We start from the raw sequence: 15403 nt of genomic DNA, 5'->3' as shown, positions 1-15403 counted from the left end.
ACTGCTATTCCGCGGTATTTTCTCGGCGTATGCTGCGAAAGAGTTCCAGAAATGGCTCTCTCCCCGCTGCGCCACTGCCGGTGGAATGGCGATCAGCGGGCTCGTCATCGGTGTGGGGCATATCGGGCATGAGATCGAGAAACTGATTCGTCGGAGCCAAGGGTTCTTATCTCGCTGGGTGCCCAGATGGGACGTAGTTGTACTAGTCATGGTAGCGGATCAGAGCGATCAAATCGATCAGGAAGTGGTTGATGCCATCAACGCGCTCGGAAACACCCAGCGGCTGCAAATATTACTCGCGTTGGATAAGGTAGAACAAGAACATCAGAAACCGTGGCACACGATGTCCTTTACAGAATTATATGACGCAGTAGATATCGATAGCTCGTCCCAATTTTCGTATCACCTCGATCAGCTCGTCGGACAATTCATCAGTGAGACTCCTGATGGATATCGACTCACGTATAGTGGTCACAAAATCGTTCGTGTGATCATCTCCGATGTGTACGAAAGTACTGCAACATTTGAAGACAGTGAGGTCTCCGGTGTCTGCTTGTTCTGTGACGAAGCGTCACTCCTAGCAACGCTTGACGCCGAACACTTCCGTATTCGCTGCACCTCGTGTGACGCGATCCTCGTAACCGATTTCTTTCCTCGGAGTCAGACGCGTGACCGGACATCTGCAGAGATCATCGAGAGCTTCGGCTACCGCATCTGGAGTATGTACATTCAGCTACGAGGGGACGTTTGCCCGGAGTGTTTCGGTCGCGTCGATACGGCTGTTGACGTGTACGAGCACAATGGGAAAACGATTCACCTCCACGTTAGCTCGTGTCGTGAATGCCAACATATAATCAGTATCCCGATTGAAGTGACGGTTGCGTTTCACCCAGCAGTCCTCCACCAGTTTTGGGAGCACGACATTTCGCTGCTGGACGTTCCACTCTGGGAATTTTTCGAGTACATCACATCGGATGTAATTGTGACGGATATCGTCTCCGACAACCCGTTTGCAGCTACTTTCGAAATTACGCTGGGCAATGAGACGATTCGTCTCAAAATGGATGATACAGGAACAGTTACAATCGGGCTGTGAGGCAGCGACTCGTCTACTTCTCGGTTGGTACTCTCGCCGTTACTCCGGAAGCGATACCGGTTCGAACTCTTGCAGCCCGAAGTACGTCAGTACGACAGCACCCAGTCCGGTGAGGAGAAGCCCGCCCGCGATCAGGTCCCCGAGGATCGGAATCACTCCGATCACCTGTAACAACACCATGATAGCAACGACTCCGAGACCGGTCGCCAGTCCGACGCGTGGGGTGTCCAGTCGCTGGCCGGCGAGATATCCCAGTGCGATGATACCGTAAGCGATTGTCAGCAATCCGATCAGAAGACCGAGTATGCTCACGGGGAGGAGGATCAGGGTGAACGCCATGAATACGAACACGGAGAGGAACGTTACGGAGAGGAGTGCTCCCACGGTGAGGCTGATCAATGGATGATCTTGCGTGGCTGCCCCGACGTTATCGAGCAGTGGTTCGCGTTTTCGGGAGAGCAACGCCCCCACGAGCGCCAGCATCAGCGTCGTCAGAACGAACGGCGTGTACGCGGCGATCGGGCCGGGTTCGGCGGATTCGAACACGACCGTGGTCCGCTCCGTAATGACTGCTCCATCGGACAGCACCTCACTCCCTCCGATGTGCTGGAGTTCTCCGCCGATCGTTGCACCGTCCTCGACGACGAGCGATCCGGAGAGTTGCGTCACGTCACCGTCGACTGTTCCCTGGACCCGAAACTCGCCACCGATAACGTAGACCGGACCGGACACCGCTTCGTCGGGCGGTACCGTGACCGTCGCATCCCCGACGATCAACGCGCCCCGGTGCTCGGTCATCTCGTGGTCGCCTTCGATAACGAACTCGGTGGTCTCGACGTCTGCCCCGCCCGCCGAGATCATGAGCAGCGCGATTATCAAGAGCGGGATGAGCTCCAGGTTCATGGCGTCGTCCCTCCACGAGCCAATTCAACCATCCGATGCACGTATAGCAGCACCGGCAACGCGACGACGAACAGCAGTGCCAGCGCGTTCACGTACGTCAGGTGACTCAACAGCGAGAGTCCGATCCCCTCGGAGTACAGCGCCAGCGCGGTACTCGAGAAGGTCGCCAGCCACCCCGCTATCCCGACGCCGAGGGCCGTGTGCGTGCCGATCGTCTCGGGCGTGGAGAGGTCCGGCCAGAGTGCGAAGTTGAGCGTCGTGTAGAAACTGACCGCGAGCACGTAGAACATCGGCAGTACCAGCGGTGGGGTGTCACCCGCGCCAAACTGGACGTGGAAGACGTACAGGAGGTGTGTGAACGCGAACAGGCCGAACACCCAGAGGAACAGCCAGTTTCGGTCGAAATTCGTGTAGATGATGCCAGCAGCGAACGCCCCGACGACGTGCAAGACAGCGATAAACAACCGGACGCTCAGATCGGGAGATTGCCAGGACGTGTAGATGTACAGCGGCGTCTCGATGATTCGGAGAAAGCCCAGGCTATCGATGAAGAAGACGCCGAACATCAGCAGAACCGGTCCCCAGAACGCGAAACTTGCCGTTCGAACCGGTGTCGGCCGGCAGAATCGGCCAGTTCCGAACGCGTCGCGTTCGTGTTGACTGGCGAGTCTATCGACGAATCGGAACCGCCTGACCGAGAGAACGGCGAGAACGAGGACTGCCGGAACCATCGTCGCGCTCATGACGAGACTGAACTCGTCGATCCGCCATTCGATCGGATACAGGGCCGCGACGAAGAACGACGATCCTGCCACGATGGCAGCGACGTATCCGCGGTCCCTCACGGGAACGAAATCGAGCATGAAACTGAACGTCACCGGGATTCCGACGCCGAGCGCCATCGAACAGACGATCACCCAGAGCACAAACTGTTCGACCGTACTCACGTGGGGGGCGGCGATCGTCAGCAGCAGTTGGACGAAAACGACCAGAAAGAGCAACCGGAACTTCACGTACAGGTCAGTGCTCCATCCACGGCGATCCATCAGGACGCCGCTGGCGACGGCAGCGACGAGAGTGAGGAGCGCGAGTATGGCCATCGCCATCGACACGTCCCCGGGCGACAGACCGATCCCCCGCGTTCCGAGATCGGTCAGTCCCAGTTGGACGAACGTGAGGTTGTAATAGTATCCGGCCGTGAGCGCAGAAACGTAGATTAGATATCCAGTGATGGGGATCCACTGGCCTTCACGGACGAACTCGAAGAACTTCATAGCGTGCTGTAATCCTCAATCCGGCATAAATATTGTCTCTCATTCTACATATTGGCAGTAATGTAACTCAAATATGTTTGAGGTCGTCTGTAGTATCCGTAGAGGCAGTAGCAGAACCCACCACATTCCCATGTGGCTGATTTCTCACCTATAGGAATGTTGTCGTTGTGGCCGTCCCAGTTAAATACCAAACCAGTCATACATCAGTTGGATCCGCAGATTCGCCGGTACGATCGACATCCCTCGGTCGAAGTGGTTCGACCATGTCAAAGACGGGTGTCAAACGCTCACCAAACGAGTTGCGGAACAGGGGCGTTCTGCAATCGGCCTCACTCGCTCAGTTCCGAGTCACCGGTCGCCGGCGACGTTACACCCAGACGTCCCTCAACGAATGCGGCGACGTCGGCAGCGAACGCTTCCACTTCGGCCCAGTCTGTAAATTCAATGTCACCGGATGCGTCCTCCTCGGGCATCTCAGAGATCGTTCGCTTGGCAATCTGTTTCATCAGCAGTCGCTTGAGAAAGCCGTACTTCGAGTACCGAAGCGCGCCGCCGAAGAGGCCGATCCGGTCGGGATGCCAGTCCGTGTCCTCGAGGAATGCGTCGACGTATTCCGCCGCTTGCGCACGGCCCGCTTCGGTCGCGGAGGACAGCGAGACCTGGAAAAACGCGGTCGGTTTCGACGTGAGGGCGTCGCGGTTTGATCTGACGAACTCACGGATCGCCGGCTGGTGCGCACCGCGATGAACGGACGCACCAACGAGAACCGCATCGAAATCATCGACGACGAGGTCCGCTGGAATCTCATCGGCGTTCTCCGACGTAGCATCGTGCCCCCGTTCCGTGAGTGCGTCAGCGATGCGAGTAGCGACTGTTGCCGCTGCCCCTCTCCGGTTCCATAGCACACGAGGAACGAACCCACGTCAAATCACCACTTCAGATACACGCTCGAATCCAATAAAGCACCCACCCAGGGTCGGTAGCGCATCGTGGGAACCTCGCCAGATTCCCGCTTCGATCGTCTATCCGTCCTGATTATATCAACTCGGATCTCGATTTCGACGGGACCGGTAGCATCGGGGTGACGAAGCTAGATCGGGGAGTCTCGTCGGTGCGTGTGTATGAACGACAGGGAACGACTCTCTGCAATCGGTGATCGTCTTCAGGACCACGCGGGCGTCACCCAAGTGTACGGCGAGCCCGTCGCACACGACGGGAAAACGATCGTTCCCGTCGCAAAGGTAGCGTACGGATTCGGGGGCGGATACGAATCGGGCGGCCGCGAGGACGTCGATACTGCAGCCGAGAACCGAGAAGCCGGCGAGGGAGGCGGGATGGGCGGCGGTGTCTGGGCTACTCCGACCGGTGTCGTGGAAATAACGAACCAGGATACCCGATTCATCCCGTTCGGTGACACACGGAAGCGTGCGGTAATGGCTGGTCTGTGGTTCGTTTTCGGGTATGTACTCGGTCGGAAGTAACCCTGACTGCGGGAAGGTCTTCATCTGACCGGACTGTCGGCCGGAGCTGTAATGCTCTGCGGATTTCAGCAGAGCTACTATATGTTCTCTGGGAGCGGACTAGCAATCAGTGACCACACGATGACTCGGAATACCGCGTATAGCCAGGCCACTGGTGAAATCCATGGAACGGCGTCAGATAACCGGAAACGCGCAGGTGTTTTCTTCGTCGCACTCGCCGCCCAGTTTATGACGGTCATCATGCTTGCAGCAGCGATGGCCCCTGGCTACGACTTCGGTGCGGCTGCCATCAGTGACCTCGGCGTCATCGCCGAGACCGCGCTGGTGTTCAATATCTCGCTCATCGTCGCCGGCCTGTGCAACCTCCTTGGCGGGTTCTACTTCTACCAGACCCACGGAAAACGCTGGCTCTTCGCCATCTTCGCACTCGCCGGCATCGGTGCGATCGGTGCCGGCGTCTTCCCGCTCGATACCGGCGGACTCCACTCGCTGTTCGCACTCCTCGCGTTCGTGTTCTTCAACGTACAGGCCCTCGGGACTGCAACTCGACTCTCCGGCGTAATGCGGGCGATATCGGTCCTCGCCGGTGGTATTGGGCTCGTGTTCGTTGTGCTCATGGCGGCGGGTGATGCCGGCAATACGGCGGCGTTCGGCCCTATCGGCCACGGGGGGACCGAACGAATGATCGTCTACCCAGTGATGCTCTGGCTGGTAGCCTTCGGTGGCTACCTGCTCGGGAGCCCCGACCGACCCGATACACTCGTCCATCGAGGCGAGTGAGTTACAGTACAATGGATACCGTTTCGCGCCGGGAAGTGCTGGGTGGACTCGCGGTTAGTGCTGCTGTCGTCTCGACGCCCGTAGCTGCCAGCACGGATACCGCGAGTAGGGCCGTTGCCCAGCTTGATGCGGGACCACTCGCCGATCCGAACGCTTTCGAGTCATTTCTCGACGGTCTCATACGTGCGCAACTGGAGGGGCACAGTATTCCAGGGGCGACAGTCGCTGTCGTCGATGGTGATTCGGAGTTCGCAAAGGGATACGGCTTCAGTGACGTCGAGTCGGAGACACCCGTTCGCGCCGATGAAACGCTCTTTCGTATCGGTTCCGTGTCGAAACTGTTCACCTGGACCGCCGTGATGCAGGGCGTCGAACGCGGGCGATTCGATCTCGACACCGACGTAAACCAGTATCTCGATGAGATCGACGTTCCCAGGACGTACGAGCAACCGATCACACTCGACCATCTCGGGACTCATACGCCCGGGTTCGAGGATCGGGCCCACGGGACGTTCGTGTTAGCCGAAACCGACCTCCAGCCACTGGAGCAGACGCTTGTCGAAGAACAACCTGCTCGCATCCGTCCGCCAGGACGGTTTACTGCCTACTCGAACTACGGCGCTGCCCTCTCCGGTCACATCGTGGCAACAGCCGCCGAGACGTCGTTCGAGAACTACGTCAATGAGGAAATTTTCGATCCGCTCTCGATGAAACGGAGCACGTTCGCCCAGCCGGTTCCGGACGGTCTTCGGGCTGATCTTGCGAAGGGGTACACAGCCACAGACGGCGAGTTCCGAGAAGGCGACTTCGAGTTCGTCGGTATGCCGGCGACAGGTGCAATGAGTGCGACCGCGACTGACATGGCACGATTCGTCCGGGCACACCTTCAGGGCGGAACTGTCGATGATGACCGGATACTCGAATCGGAAACGGTCGCGGAGATGCACCGCCGTCGGTTCGCCAACGACGAACGGGTGAACGGGATGGGATTCGGCTTTTACGAGATGAGTCGCCACGGTGTACGAGTGATTGGTCACGCTGGAGACACGCGATTATTTCACAGCCTCCTCTTTCTCGTCCCCGAACACGACGTGGGGGTGTTCGTTTCGTACAACAGCACGGGTGGTACCAACGCCAGAGAGGAGTTCATCGACGAATTCATCGAGCAGTACTTTCCCACGGAAGAGCCGTCAGTGACGATTCCGGATGGTACACCAACTCGAGGGACCGACCTCGAAGGGACGTACAGAACGCTCAGGGTCCCGTCTACGACCTCAGAGAAGTTCATCGGCGTCACCGAGTCCGTCTCCGTTTCTCTCGACGATCGAGGACGACTGATAACGACACACGGCGATGACACGAAGCGATGGGTCGAAGCGGAACCGCTCTTCTTCCGTGAAATCGACGGTCCTGACCGACTCGCATTTCGCGAAACCGATGGAGACGTCACACACCTGTTTCTCGGGAGTCGTCCAGCGTCGGCGTACGAACGACTTTCGCTACTAGAACAACCACGGGTTCACGGTGCGATCGTTGCTTTCTCTGTCGTAGTGTTCGTGACGGCCGTTGTTGGATGGTCGGGAGCAGCCATTTGGCGCTGGTATCGTGGCGCGGAACGATCCCGGGGAGACTCTCCACTCCGATTTGCACAGTGGACAGGCGGCATAGCTGCTGTCTGTTTCCTCCTGTTTGTCGTCGGTTTCGTAGGAGCGCTGACGATGCGACCAACTGCGTTTCTGTATGGAGACCGGCTACTGTTTCGGCTCCTCACGATTCCCTCACTCGTCGGCGCAGTAGCGAGCGTTTCGACGGTGGTCTTCGCCGGTATCGCCATACGGAACCGAGAGTGGGGACGCTGGACGCGGGTTCACTACACGGTGGTCGCGCTCGCTGCGATCGTGTTCACATGGCTGCTCTGGTACTGGAATCTTCTCTGGTACCAGATGTAACCGCTGGGTTACTGAACAGTATCGGATATAAGTCCACAGAAAACACCAGTGGCTGTTCATTCTGCGCGACCACCGTCAGAAACGGCGTGCTGACTACAGAGGACGGGCCCAGCACGACGGCTTTGTTTGTTCCATCCCGAAGCCAATGAACCAGCCGTTCAGTAGATATGCGAACTGAACACTATTACAGAAAACATATATATGTTGGGTATCTGACCAATACTATGAAAATAGAGGAAGTAACTCATATCAGCACCCTCATTGATATTGTCACCTTCCTATCAACTACCGTTTTGATTTGGGGGTTAGATACCACGCGCACAGTTCCGCTGCAACTCTCATATTATACTCTTGACTTTATTGTGAATGGGCTTCCACTTCAGATTTCTAATAGCGGGGCTGCTTTGTTGTACTGGTTAGTTTTGGGTATTGTTTACACTGCTATCTTTTCGGCGGTTGTAGTGTTCGTTTTCCGACGAATCAGAGGGGATATCGTCTAGTATTTGATCGGCGTTTGAGATGTCTGTACTGGGTGATCACCACGTTCGCAAATCGAGCCAGACTTCGTGCGACATTCACACGTTCTATTCAGCAGCGTCTGAACGAACTATCTGGATGCTGGCAGACATTGCGTGCTGGATAGAGAGGATAAGTTCAGCACGCTAGCCGTGTTTGTTTTTACGACTACGATGAATCATCTGCTTTGTAACTATGCAATCTGATCAAAGGAGAAACTGATGTAGCAATAGATGTAGGGAGGGTCAACGATTACCCTGCCACTGGATCCAGTCACCATACGGTTCGAACTGTGCAATCTGCGATTCAGTAGCGTCTCCATCCACAAATGTGACTAACCGATATGTAGGCTCACCAAGTTCTTCGTCGGGATCGATAGAGAGCCAATGGACGGGTTGTTCCGAACTATGGCTAGAGAGGAGTGACCGGAGTTCCGCTATCTTATCTTCAGTGAGTTGATAGAGGACATGTGTACTGAATACGATAAGATCAGCGTTACTCGGAGCATTCGACAGTTGCGCCGGTAGTTCATCGAAGACATCGCCCTCAATGAGTGACGATTGGTTCTCTCGCGCCACTTCGATAGCCGCCACGAGCTGGCGGTGGCGACGAGTCTGATTTGGATGAATCAGTGCATGAAGCCACCGCGCATCCTCATCGTCGGTCACGTCGAGCGTGTTGAGATCGATCCCACATCGATGAGCAACCGTAGGGAAGTTTTGAGGGAGCGGAGGCCGTCCCTTGCCGCGTACCTCGGTCGTGATCGTTACAGGAGAATCAGGCTCTCCCACCCGATCGACTCCGACGAATTCGTACGAGTATTGATCCCAGTTGAGGTTGAGGCCCGCACTCGTTCCGATTTCGATCTGAGCGAGTGAATTGGATTCCACAAGTCTCGAGACGTGTTCGAATGCCGGAAGAAGGATCGCCGATCGACCGACGTCGTTAGTTTGACAACGGCGAGTAGCGATGATCGATCGCAACTGGTCTTCATTCTGTGTGCAAAAGTCCCGAAAATGAGCCACAGGCGATTCATCGGATCCGGTTTGCTCACAAGTGGGGTAAAACTGGGCGAGTGGATGGTCTCTTTCCTCTAAGAGTAAAGAATGCGTCGCCGCGAGCAGAAGTTCAGGTTCCGGCTGTCCAGGGGACGCTTCCGATGCGATATCGAGAAGGTGACCGTCATCGGCCGCTGCTTTTGTGAGTTTAGCGTACAGTGGACACTTATTTTCTACCCAACCCGCGTACCGCGTGAACTTGTCAGAAATATCCACAGACCTTGTTGTGGTGTGTATTTTATAAACGTACGTCTCAACAGACTTCGAAGCGATCTTCGACCGCGTTCACGGTTCCAGACAGACGCCGCTCCTCGATACCGAGTTTCCGCTTGTGCCACATTCGCGCGTTCTGTCCAGCAGCGGCTGCTCATTCTGCGTGACCACTGTCAGAAACGGCGTGCTGACTACAGAGTATGGATTCAGCACGGCGGCTTCCTTTGTTTCGCCCCAAATTTGATGAATTAACCGTTCAGGAGATCTGCGAACCGAACAACGATATAACGATATTTTTACCGACAGAACGTAATTCAGTAGTATGGTTGTCAGCTTAGCAGCCTATGTCCACGCTTCTGCTACCACGACTGAACACAAGTTTAAACCGTGGTTTGCTTTCCTGCTATTCGTTGCAGATGTATTCATTGCAGGCGCTATCGGCCTAGCAACACCACTTGGTTGAACGTTATCTACTTGCCTTATCGTGAGTGATTCACCACCTTCGCAGACTGAGCCGAATCTTGTGCACCATTCGCGCTCTGAGTTCAGCACACACTAAACAAACTACCTAATTCTTGTCAGAAACGACGTGACCGACTCAGAGGATGGATTTAGCTCCTGGTTCGATGTCCACGTCTCCACTCCGCTGTTCTGAAACTGGTAATAGACGACCGGAATTTATAATTTGCGCCACGGTAACCCTCGTACCAATGCCCTCCACTCGTCGGTCGGTTCTCGCAGCGTGTACTGCTGGGAGCGGTGCATTCGCGGGATGCGTCTCGACCGAGAACTCGTCCGCCGACGGTTCCTGGCCCAGACGAACGCTGAATAACGCCCACACGGGGTACTCGACTACAGAGGGGCCGACTACGGACCTCCACACAGTCTGGCACAGGGAGCGATCGCGCGGCGGCGTGGTCGATACCTCTCCGGTGGTCGACGATGGCGTGCTCTACTTTGCCTATTCACAGGAGCCACGAGGTAAGGAACGCGGCGGGGCGTGGATCGAGGCGTTCGACGCGGCGACTGGCAACTCCAGGTGGACGACCGAACTCTTCCGGACCGACAAGTTCCATTATGTGTACCACTCGGATTCAACGGTCGTCGACGGGGACCGGTTGTTCCTCCAGACCAAGCCTGGGTTGACGATGCTCACCACTGACGGAAAGGTTCAGTGGGCCTTCGACAACCTCTCTCGCGGCCAGCAACGACCCCCCTACAACATCACGCCCGTCGTTACCGACGACGTTGTCGTCACGGGGGCGTACAGCGCCGAAGACCACCAAGACGAACGTGTCTACGGCATCGATCCCGCGACTGGCGATGAACAGTGGCAAACGCCCTTCCCCGAGTGTGAAGGGATGGTGCGATTGGCCGGAACCGATAACATGGTTTACGCCCCGTTCCATCGTGATGGTCTCGTCGCGCTCGATCTGGCGACCGGTGAGGAGTACTGGCGCTGGGAGGAGCCTATCTACGGAACCCCGACCGTCGTCGACGACCTGCTGCTCGTGCCGCTCTGGCACCAGGACGACGAGCAGCACACGCTCGTCGCGCTGGACCGCGATGACCGATCGCTTCGCTGGCGGCAGCCGATCGGTTCCCGCTGGCCGGTCGCGGGGTGTGCCGTCGCTGACGGACTGATCTATCATGTCGCGGCTTTCGGCCTCGAGGCCCGCCGTCTCGAGACGGGTGAGCGGGTGTGGCGGTTTGGTCCCGACGAGGGCAAGCGCCCCCAGGGCGAGCCACAGGTCGATCTCGTCTCGACGCCGGTCGTTTCCGGTGATGCAGTCTACGCCACGGGCTGGATTCAGCGTGGTACGATGTACGGTCACCTGTTCGTCGTCGACGCTGCAACGGGCGAGGAACTCGGTCGCGCAGAGATGGGGCGCAACGAAGAGGCCGGCAAGGGGACTCCGGCGGTCACCTCTGACCTCGTCTTCCTCGGATCGAACCTCGGGCTCGGATCGAACTTCGGGAACCTCCACGCGTTCGGCGAGTGCTCGTTCGAGGTTGCTGGTCGCTGTCCGTTTGGCTAACACGCGTTATGGCGCAACAGGATTCAGCACCCTGCTCTATCGACGAGACACTGACAGACTTGCGCTGTCTATTCAGCAGAAGCTGAACCAGCTACCGAGTTGTTGTCAAGAGCGGCGTGATGAATACAGAGGATGAGTTCAGTACGATGGCTTCGTTTGTTTCACGCTGAATCCAATGAACCAGCTGTTCAGTAAATCTGCGAACTTACTGAACTCAGTTCAGATTATCGACTGCTCTTCAGATGCCCGTATCCAACTAATGCTGCGAGTACTATCACTCCAACTGTTGATTCAGTAGCGTATTTAAATCCGATTCCAAGTAAGAGAAGGGTGTTCACCAGCAATATCAATTGGATAGTGTCAAGACGGTTCTGGAGGGCAGATTCGTCCATAATAGCACTCATAGCAGAATTATAATAGAATTAGTGATTTTTGAACTGATATTACAGCGTCCTGTACTGAGCGATCACCACGTTCGTAGATCGGTCACAATCTCGTGCCGCATTCGCGCTATCTATTCAGCAAGACCCGATCGAACTCCCGAATCACTGTCATGATCGGCGTGCTGAATAAAGAGCATGTCATTACACTATCTGTGATTAGTCTACGAGAGGAGTTTCGAGTACGGGTTCGGAATTACGACGGGCAGCCACAGAATGACGAAGCGGACGAGTCGGGCGTCTCGGACGGTGTATAGGGACCATTCATCACGAGCAATCCGACACCGAGTGTGACGACCGCACCGATCAGTCCCTGAAATGCGTACGTATCTGTCCCTGCAATTCTGTCACGTCTCTCGTATCGTTATCTCGATGGAGTCTATTGTTCTATTGTCTGCCGTCGCCCGCAGCAGATACCGTTCCTCGTCGCCGTCAGACGGAACGTCGAGATGGGCGCCCCAATCGGGATCGTCCGGCGTAATTTCGCGGCCACCCTGAACCACCGTCGATCCGTTGGTGATCCGTACTTGCTCTAACCGGACGGTCGTCGCATTCCCATCCGGAATCGACCAGTTCCCGCTCGAATCGACCAGCGATTCGTTGACCCCGTTCCTCACTGTCACGGACGCATAGGTATACCCCCATTCTGAGTAGAACTGCGTTTCTGTTACGTCGCCGAAGACGTCCCCGGTGTGGGGCTCGCTCGCCGAAACCGTGTACTCATAGTCTTCATAGCCGTTTTCGACGCCGACGCAGCCAGTCATCGGTAGTATACTCACAGAGACTATAACTAAAATTAATAATTGGTAACTACTCACACCTTCAAATTAGGCACTATAGCATATATGTCTTCTCTGCTGGGCTTCGTGAAAGAGGATATCCGCTGGCCGGAAACCGGAATAGTCCACCGAAACTGTGGAAGAATTGAGCAATTGTACTCCCCCCTGAGTGGGCGACGATCCATGCTGCATTCGCGCTGTGAGTTCAGCAGATACTAGATCAACTACTCGATTCTTGTCAGAAACGGCGTGACCGACTAAGAGCCTGAGTTCAGTACGACGACTTCGTCTGTTTCACGCCGAAACCGGTGAACCCCGGCTCACTACACATGCGTATTGTGCAGTTGCGTAGAACACACGGATCACGCGTGATCAGACTCGGGGCATCACGTGGCAATGAGGACGACCGCAACAGCACCAAACGCGATGCCGAGGGCCTTCTTCGCCGTGACTCCCTCGCCCAACACGACGATTCCGAGGAGTGCTCCACCGACGAGGAACATCCCGAAGATCGGCACGACGACGCTAACAGGGCCAGTCGAGAGTGCGCGGAAATACCCGACGACAGCACCAGCGAGACAGATTCCTGCTGCGAGTGCGAACCCGACAGGTCGGCTCGTCACCGACGGAACCGACCACTCACCGAACAGGGACGCCACAGTCGTCGCTCCCACGGCCAGTGTGCCGACCGCAATCGGCATGACGGTGAATGTCGACAGATCTTGGAGTGCAATTTTCATAAACAGGAACGCGAACGAGTAACAACCCATCGCCAGCAGCGCCCATAACACGTAGTTCACAGAACCTTCCCCTCCAGATCAACTATTACTCGCCCTTGGCGGTGTGTCATATACCCACATATGTGTCTGGAAACCGTAGGGAAAACCTTACTGACCGAGCGATAACTAAATTCGGTGTCAGCGTTCGGTTAGTCTACCGCACTGAGCGATCACTACCTTCGCAAATTGGACCCAATCTCATGCGACATTCGCGCTCTCTATTCAGCAGATGAGATCAGAACTAGCAAGTCGTTGATAAGAGCGGCGTGCTGAATAGAGAGGCTGGATTCAGCAGGGTGGTCAAGTTGGCCCAGGCCGATGGATTATGGGCTACTCTGGGCACCACGTACCGCTTCGATGGCAGGTTCGAAGTGGTGGTAGGTGACGACCGTCTCGAATCCCATCCTCTCGTAGAGTGGATAGCCCATCTCGGACGATTGCAACACCCCCACCTGGCAGCCAGCCTCGCGTCCGGCTTGGAGCACCTCCCAACTCATCGCTTCCCCGATTCCCCGTCGGCGAAATTCCTCGACCACGCCGATCGAGTAGACGCCAGCCACGTGCCCGCTCTGTATCAAGAGCCCGCTAGCGGCGGGGTGTCCGTCCACTCTGCCGAGGAACAAGCGCACATCGTCTGCCGCCAGAGCGGCCTGATCGACCTGCTCTACGACGTCCAGCGGCCATTCGAAGGCCGATGCGGTAACCGTGCTGAACTCGTCACGTTCATCCGAGTCGGTCACCTCAGCGATCTCGGCGACCGAGTCCCGGGGCGGTATCTCATCGAGTGTGGCCATCGCCATCCCAGGTTGCTCGGCAGCCTTCACGAGGTCGAGATCGACAGGGTGGCTCTCGACAACCTCGACCGTAGGTTCGGTCACGGTGACCCAGAACGGCACGTCACGCTCGGCCATCCACGCGACAGCCGCCGAAAGCTCACCAAGGGGCGGGGCGTCGAAGGCAAATACTCGATTGAAAAATGGTGCTGGAACCCCGGCGGAGGCCACCGTGAGTGGCCCGAACCGTCGAGACTCGCCGGATTGGGCTTCGTCTGCCAGTATGCCAAAGGCACGCCGCAGGTTTTCGTTCGCGGTAGTAACGAGGTCACGCGTCACGAGTACAGTTTCCCCGCGTATCGTGTTAACAGTTATCGAAGGTGATCTCGAAAATTGAGAGACGTTGTTCGAGATACGCGCCTCGTATTCCGCACGCCTCTGCCAACACCACTGGCATCTGATAGAAGTAACGTGGTAGGTGCACGTGCGCACTGATCACCCGACGGACGACCTGGATACCTGAGCGACGGCGTCAACAGCCGTCTCCTTCACACATTTGTACTACAGAAAGCACTTATCGGCAACCCAAGATAGTGTGGTATGCCCACTTCGCCATTCTCTCGCTCGTCGGTCGCCGACCTGGACAGGCTCACGTTTGCTGGCTTGCTTGGAGGCATCGTCGTGCTCGGGCTAGTTTTGCAGGTGTTCTTATTGGTACAATCGACGACCTGGACGCTCGAACTGGAACGAGTCATCGCTCTGGTGCCCGTCGTGGTTGCAACCCTCGCGTACGTCCGCAACCGTCCGACAGCGGCGGCCTGGGAAATCGGCACCGTCGCAGTCTGGGGGGTCTTCGCTCAGCGGATTGCGGGTATTGCCTGGTTCATCGTCGGGCCTGCATTGGCGGGAGAGGTCTCGGTCTCAGCCGCCCTGCTGTCCGGTGTCGCCGAGCTCCGCCTGGCGGAACTGTTACGGTTTCTCGGAACGATCGCCGTCTTCGCCGGATTCTACGCCGCAGCGGCGTCTCGACGCGATCGACCGATCGTTAGCGCAATCACTTTGCTTGCCGTTCCGGTCGTGATAGTTGTCATCTATGCGACCATATAACACCGCTCGACATCTTGGGACGCCGCCATCACGTGTGGAACATCAATTGTACGACCGCTGTGAGTAACTCAATATTGCAGGAAACATGACGATTCGGGCTTCGTGGAAGATCTACTAAACAGTACATAGATCTCCTGTATTGAGCGATCACCACCGTCGTAAATCGGGTCGAATCTCGTGCGACAGTCGCGCCCTGTATTCAGCAACAGCTCCGCG

At 56.6% G+C, this 15403-nt stretch carries 12 protein-coding genes and 1 pseudogene; 6 read left to right on the top strand and 7 right to left on the bottom strand.

The window, feature by feature from the left end; genetic code table 11:
* Positions 1-85: 85 nt before the first annotated feature.
* Positions 86-1096, top strand: coding sequence for an ArsR/SmtB family transcription factor (locus tag MUG98_RS04195; protein WP_320443112.1), 1011 nt, complete (start codon positions 86-88; stop codon positions 1094-1096).
* A gap of 39 nt (positions 1097-1135) precedes the next feature.
* Here MUG98_RS04195 and MUG98_RS04190 read toward each other — a convergent pair whose 3' ends face one another.
* From MUG98_RS04190 to MUG98_RS04180, 3 genes and pseudogenes are all read right to left on the bottom strand, one after another.
* Positions 1136-1999: a hypothetical protein gene (locus MUG98_RS04190; protein ID WP_265110904.1), complete on the bottom strand. Its 864-nt coding sequence runs from the start codon at positions 1997-1999 to the stop codon at positions 1136-1138.
* Positions 1996-3273 carry an MFS transporter gene (locus MUG98_RS04185; RefSeq protein ID WP_265110903.1) on the bottom strand — a complete coding sequence of 426 codons (1278 nt, stop codon included), beginning with the start codon at positions 3271-3273 and terminating at the stop codon, positions 1996-1998. Before MUG98_RS04185 ends, MUG98_RS04190 begins: the two co-directional genes overlap by 4 nt.
* A gap of 329 nt (positions 3274-3602) precedes the next feature.
* A pseudogene (locus MUG98_RS04180) lies at positions 3603-4195 on the bottom strand (flavodoxin domain-containing protein).
* A gap of 199 nt (positions 4196-4394) precedes the next feature.
* On the opposite strand from MUG98_RS04180, the gene MUG98_RS04175 reads away from it, so the two are divergent.
* From MUG98_RS04175 to MUG98_RS04165, 3 genes are all read left to right on the top strand, one after another.
* The gene (locus tag MUG98_RS04175; protein ID WP_265110902.1) at positions 4395-4754 is read left to right on the top strand and encodes a spore germination protein GerW family protein; all 360 of its coding nucleotides are present in this window, start codon (positions 4395-4397) and stop codon (positions 4752-4754) included.
* A gap of 228 nt (positions 4755-4982) precedes the next feature.
* Positions 4983-5534: a DUF998 domain-containing protein gene (locus MUG98_RS04170; protein WP_265110901.1), complete on the top strand. Its 552-nt coding sequence runs from the start codon at positions 4983-4985 to the stop codon at positions 5532-5534.
* A 35-nt stretch (positions 5535-5569) separates the two neighbouring features.
* A complete protein-coding gene (locus tag MUG98_RS04165; protein WP_265110900.1) occupies positions 5570-7483 on the top strand; it encodes a serine hydrolase domain-containing protein in 1914 nt (637 codons plus the stop codon).
* Between the two features lie 761 nt (positions 7484-8244).
* Here MUG98_RS04165 and MUG98_RS04160 read toward each other — a convergent pair.
* Positions 8245-9273 carry a DUF2332 domain-containing protein gene (locus tag MUG98_RS04160; RefSeq protein WP_265110899.1) on the bottom strand — a complete coding sequence of 343 codons (1029 nt, stop codon included), beginning with the start codon at positions 9271-9273 and terminating at the stop codon, positions 8245-8247.
* Positions 9274-10202: 929 nt separating this feature from the next.
* On the opposite strand from MUG98_RS04160, the gene MUG98_RS04155 reads away from it, so the two are divergent.
* Positions 10203-11309, top strand: coding sequence for a PQQ-binding-like beta-propeller repeat protein (locus MUG98_RS04155; RefSeq protein ID WP_265110898.1), 1107 nt, complete (start codon positions 10203-10205; stop codon positions 11307-11309).
* Between the two features lie 787 nt (positions 11310-12096).
* On the opposite strand, the gene MUG98_RS04150 is transcribed toward MUG98_RS04155, so the two are convergent.
* The 3 genes from MUG98_RS04150 to MUG98_RS04140 form a co-directional block, all read right to left on the bottom strand.
* Positions 12097-12567, bottom strand: coding sequence for a hypothetical protein (locus tag MUG98_RS04150; RefSeq protein ID WP_265110897.1), 471 nt, complete (start codon positions 12565-12567; stop codon positions 12097-12099).
* A 347-nt stretch (positions 12568-12914) separates the two neighbouring features.
* Entirely contained in the window at positions 12915-13328 is a 414-nt protein-coding gene (locus MUG98_RS04145) for an EamA family transporter (RefSeq protein WP_265110896.1), read from the bottom strand.
* Positions 13329-13630: 302 nt separating this feature from the next.
* Complete coding sequence (locus tag MUG98_RS04140) at positions 13631-14419, bottom strand: GNAT family N-acetyltransferase (protein ID WP_265110895.1); 789 nt, start codon at positions 14417-14419, stop codon at positions 13631-13633.
* A 261-nt stretch (positions 14420-14680) separates the two neighbouring features.
* On the opposite strand from MUG98_RS04140, the gene MUG98_RS04135 reads away from it, so the two are divergent.
* Complete coding sequence (locus MUG98_RS04135) at positions 14681-15187, top strand: hypothetical protein (RefSeq protein ID WP_265110894.1); 507 nt, start codon at positions 14681-14683, stop codon at positions 15185-15187.
* The last annotated feature ends 216 nt before the right edge of the window (positions 15188-15403 follow it).

Source organism: Halosolutus halophilus, assembly GCF_022869805.1.
In the GTDB taxonomy this organism is placed as follows: domain Archaea; phylum Halobacteriota; class Halobacteria; order Halobacteriales; family Natrialbaceae; genus Halosolutus; species Halosolutus halophilus.
The sequence above is the reverse complement of the archived record's forward strand: the minus strand, read 5'-3'. Positions and strand labels throughout refer to the sequence as shown.

Bases quoted from the DNA above. Each gene is read 5' to 3' on its own strand.
- MUG98_RS04175 (WP_265110902.1), top strand. From the start codon at position 4,395: ATGAACGACAGGGAACGACTCTCTGCAATCGGTGATCGTCTTCAGGAC.
- MUG98_RS04170 (WP_265110901.1), top strand. From the start codon at position 4,983: ATGACGGTCATCATGCTTGCAGCAGCGATGGCCCCTGGCTACGACTTC.
- MUG98_RS04135 (WP_265110894.1), top strand. From the start codon at position 14,681: ATGCCCACTTCGCCATTCTCTCGCTCGTCGGTCGCCGACCTGGACAGG.
- MUG98_RS04195 (WP_320443112.1), top strand. From the start codon at position 86: ATGGCGATCAGCGGGCTCGTCATCGGTGTGGGGCATATCGGGCATGAG.
- MUG98_RS04185 (WP_265110903.1), bottom strand. From the start codon at position 3,273: ATGAAGTTCTTCGAGTTCGTCCGTGAAGGCCAGTGGATCCCCATCACT.
- MUG98_RS04190 (WP_265110904.1), bottom strand. From the start codon at position 1,999: ATGAACCTGGAGCTCATCCCGCTCTTGATAATCGCGCTGCTCATGATC.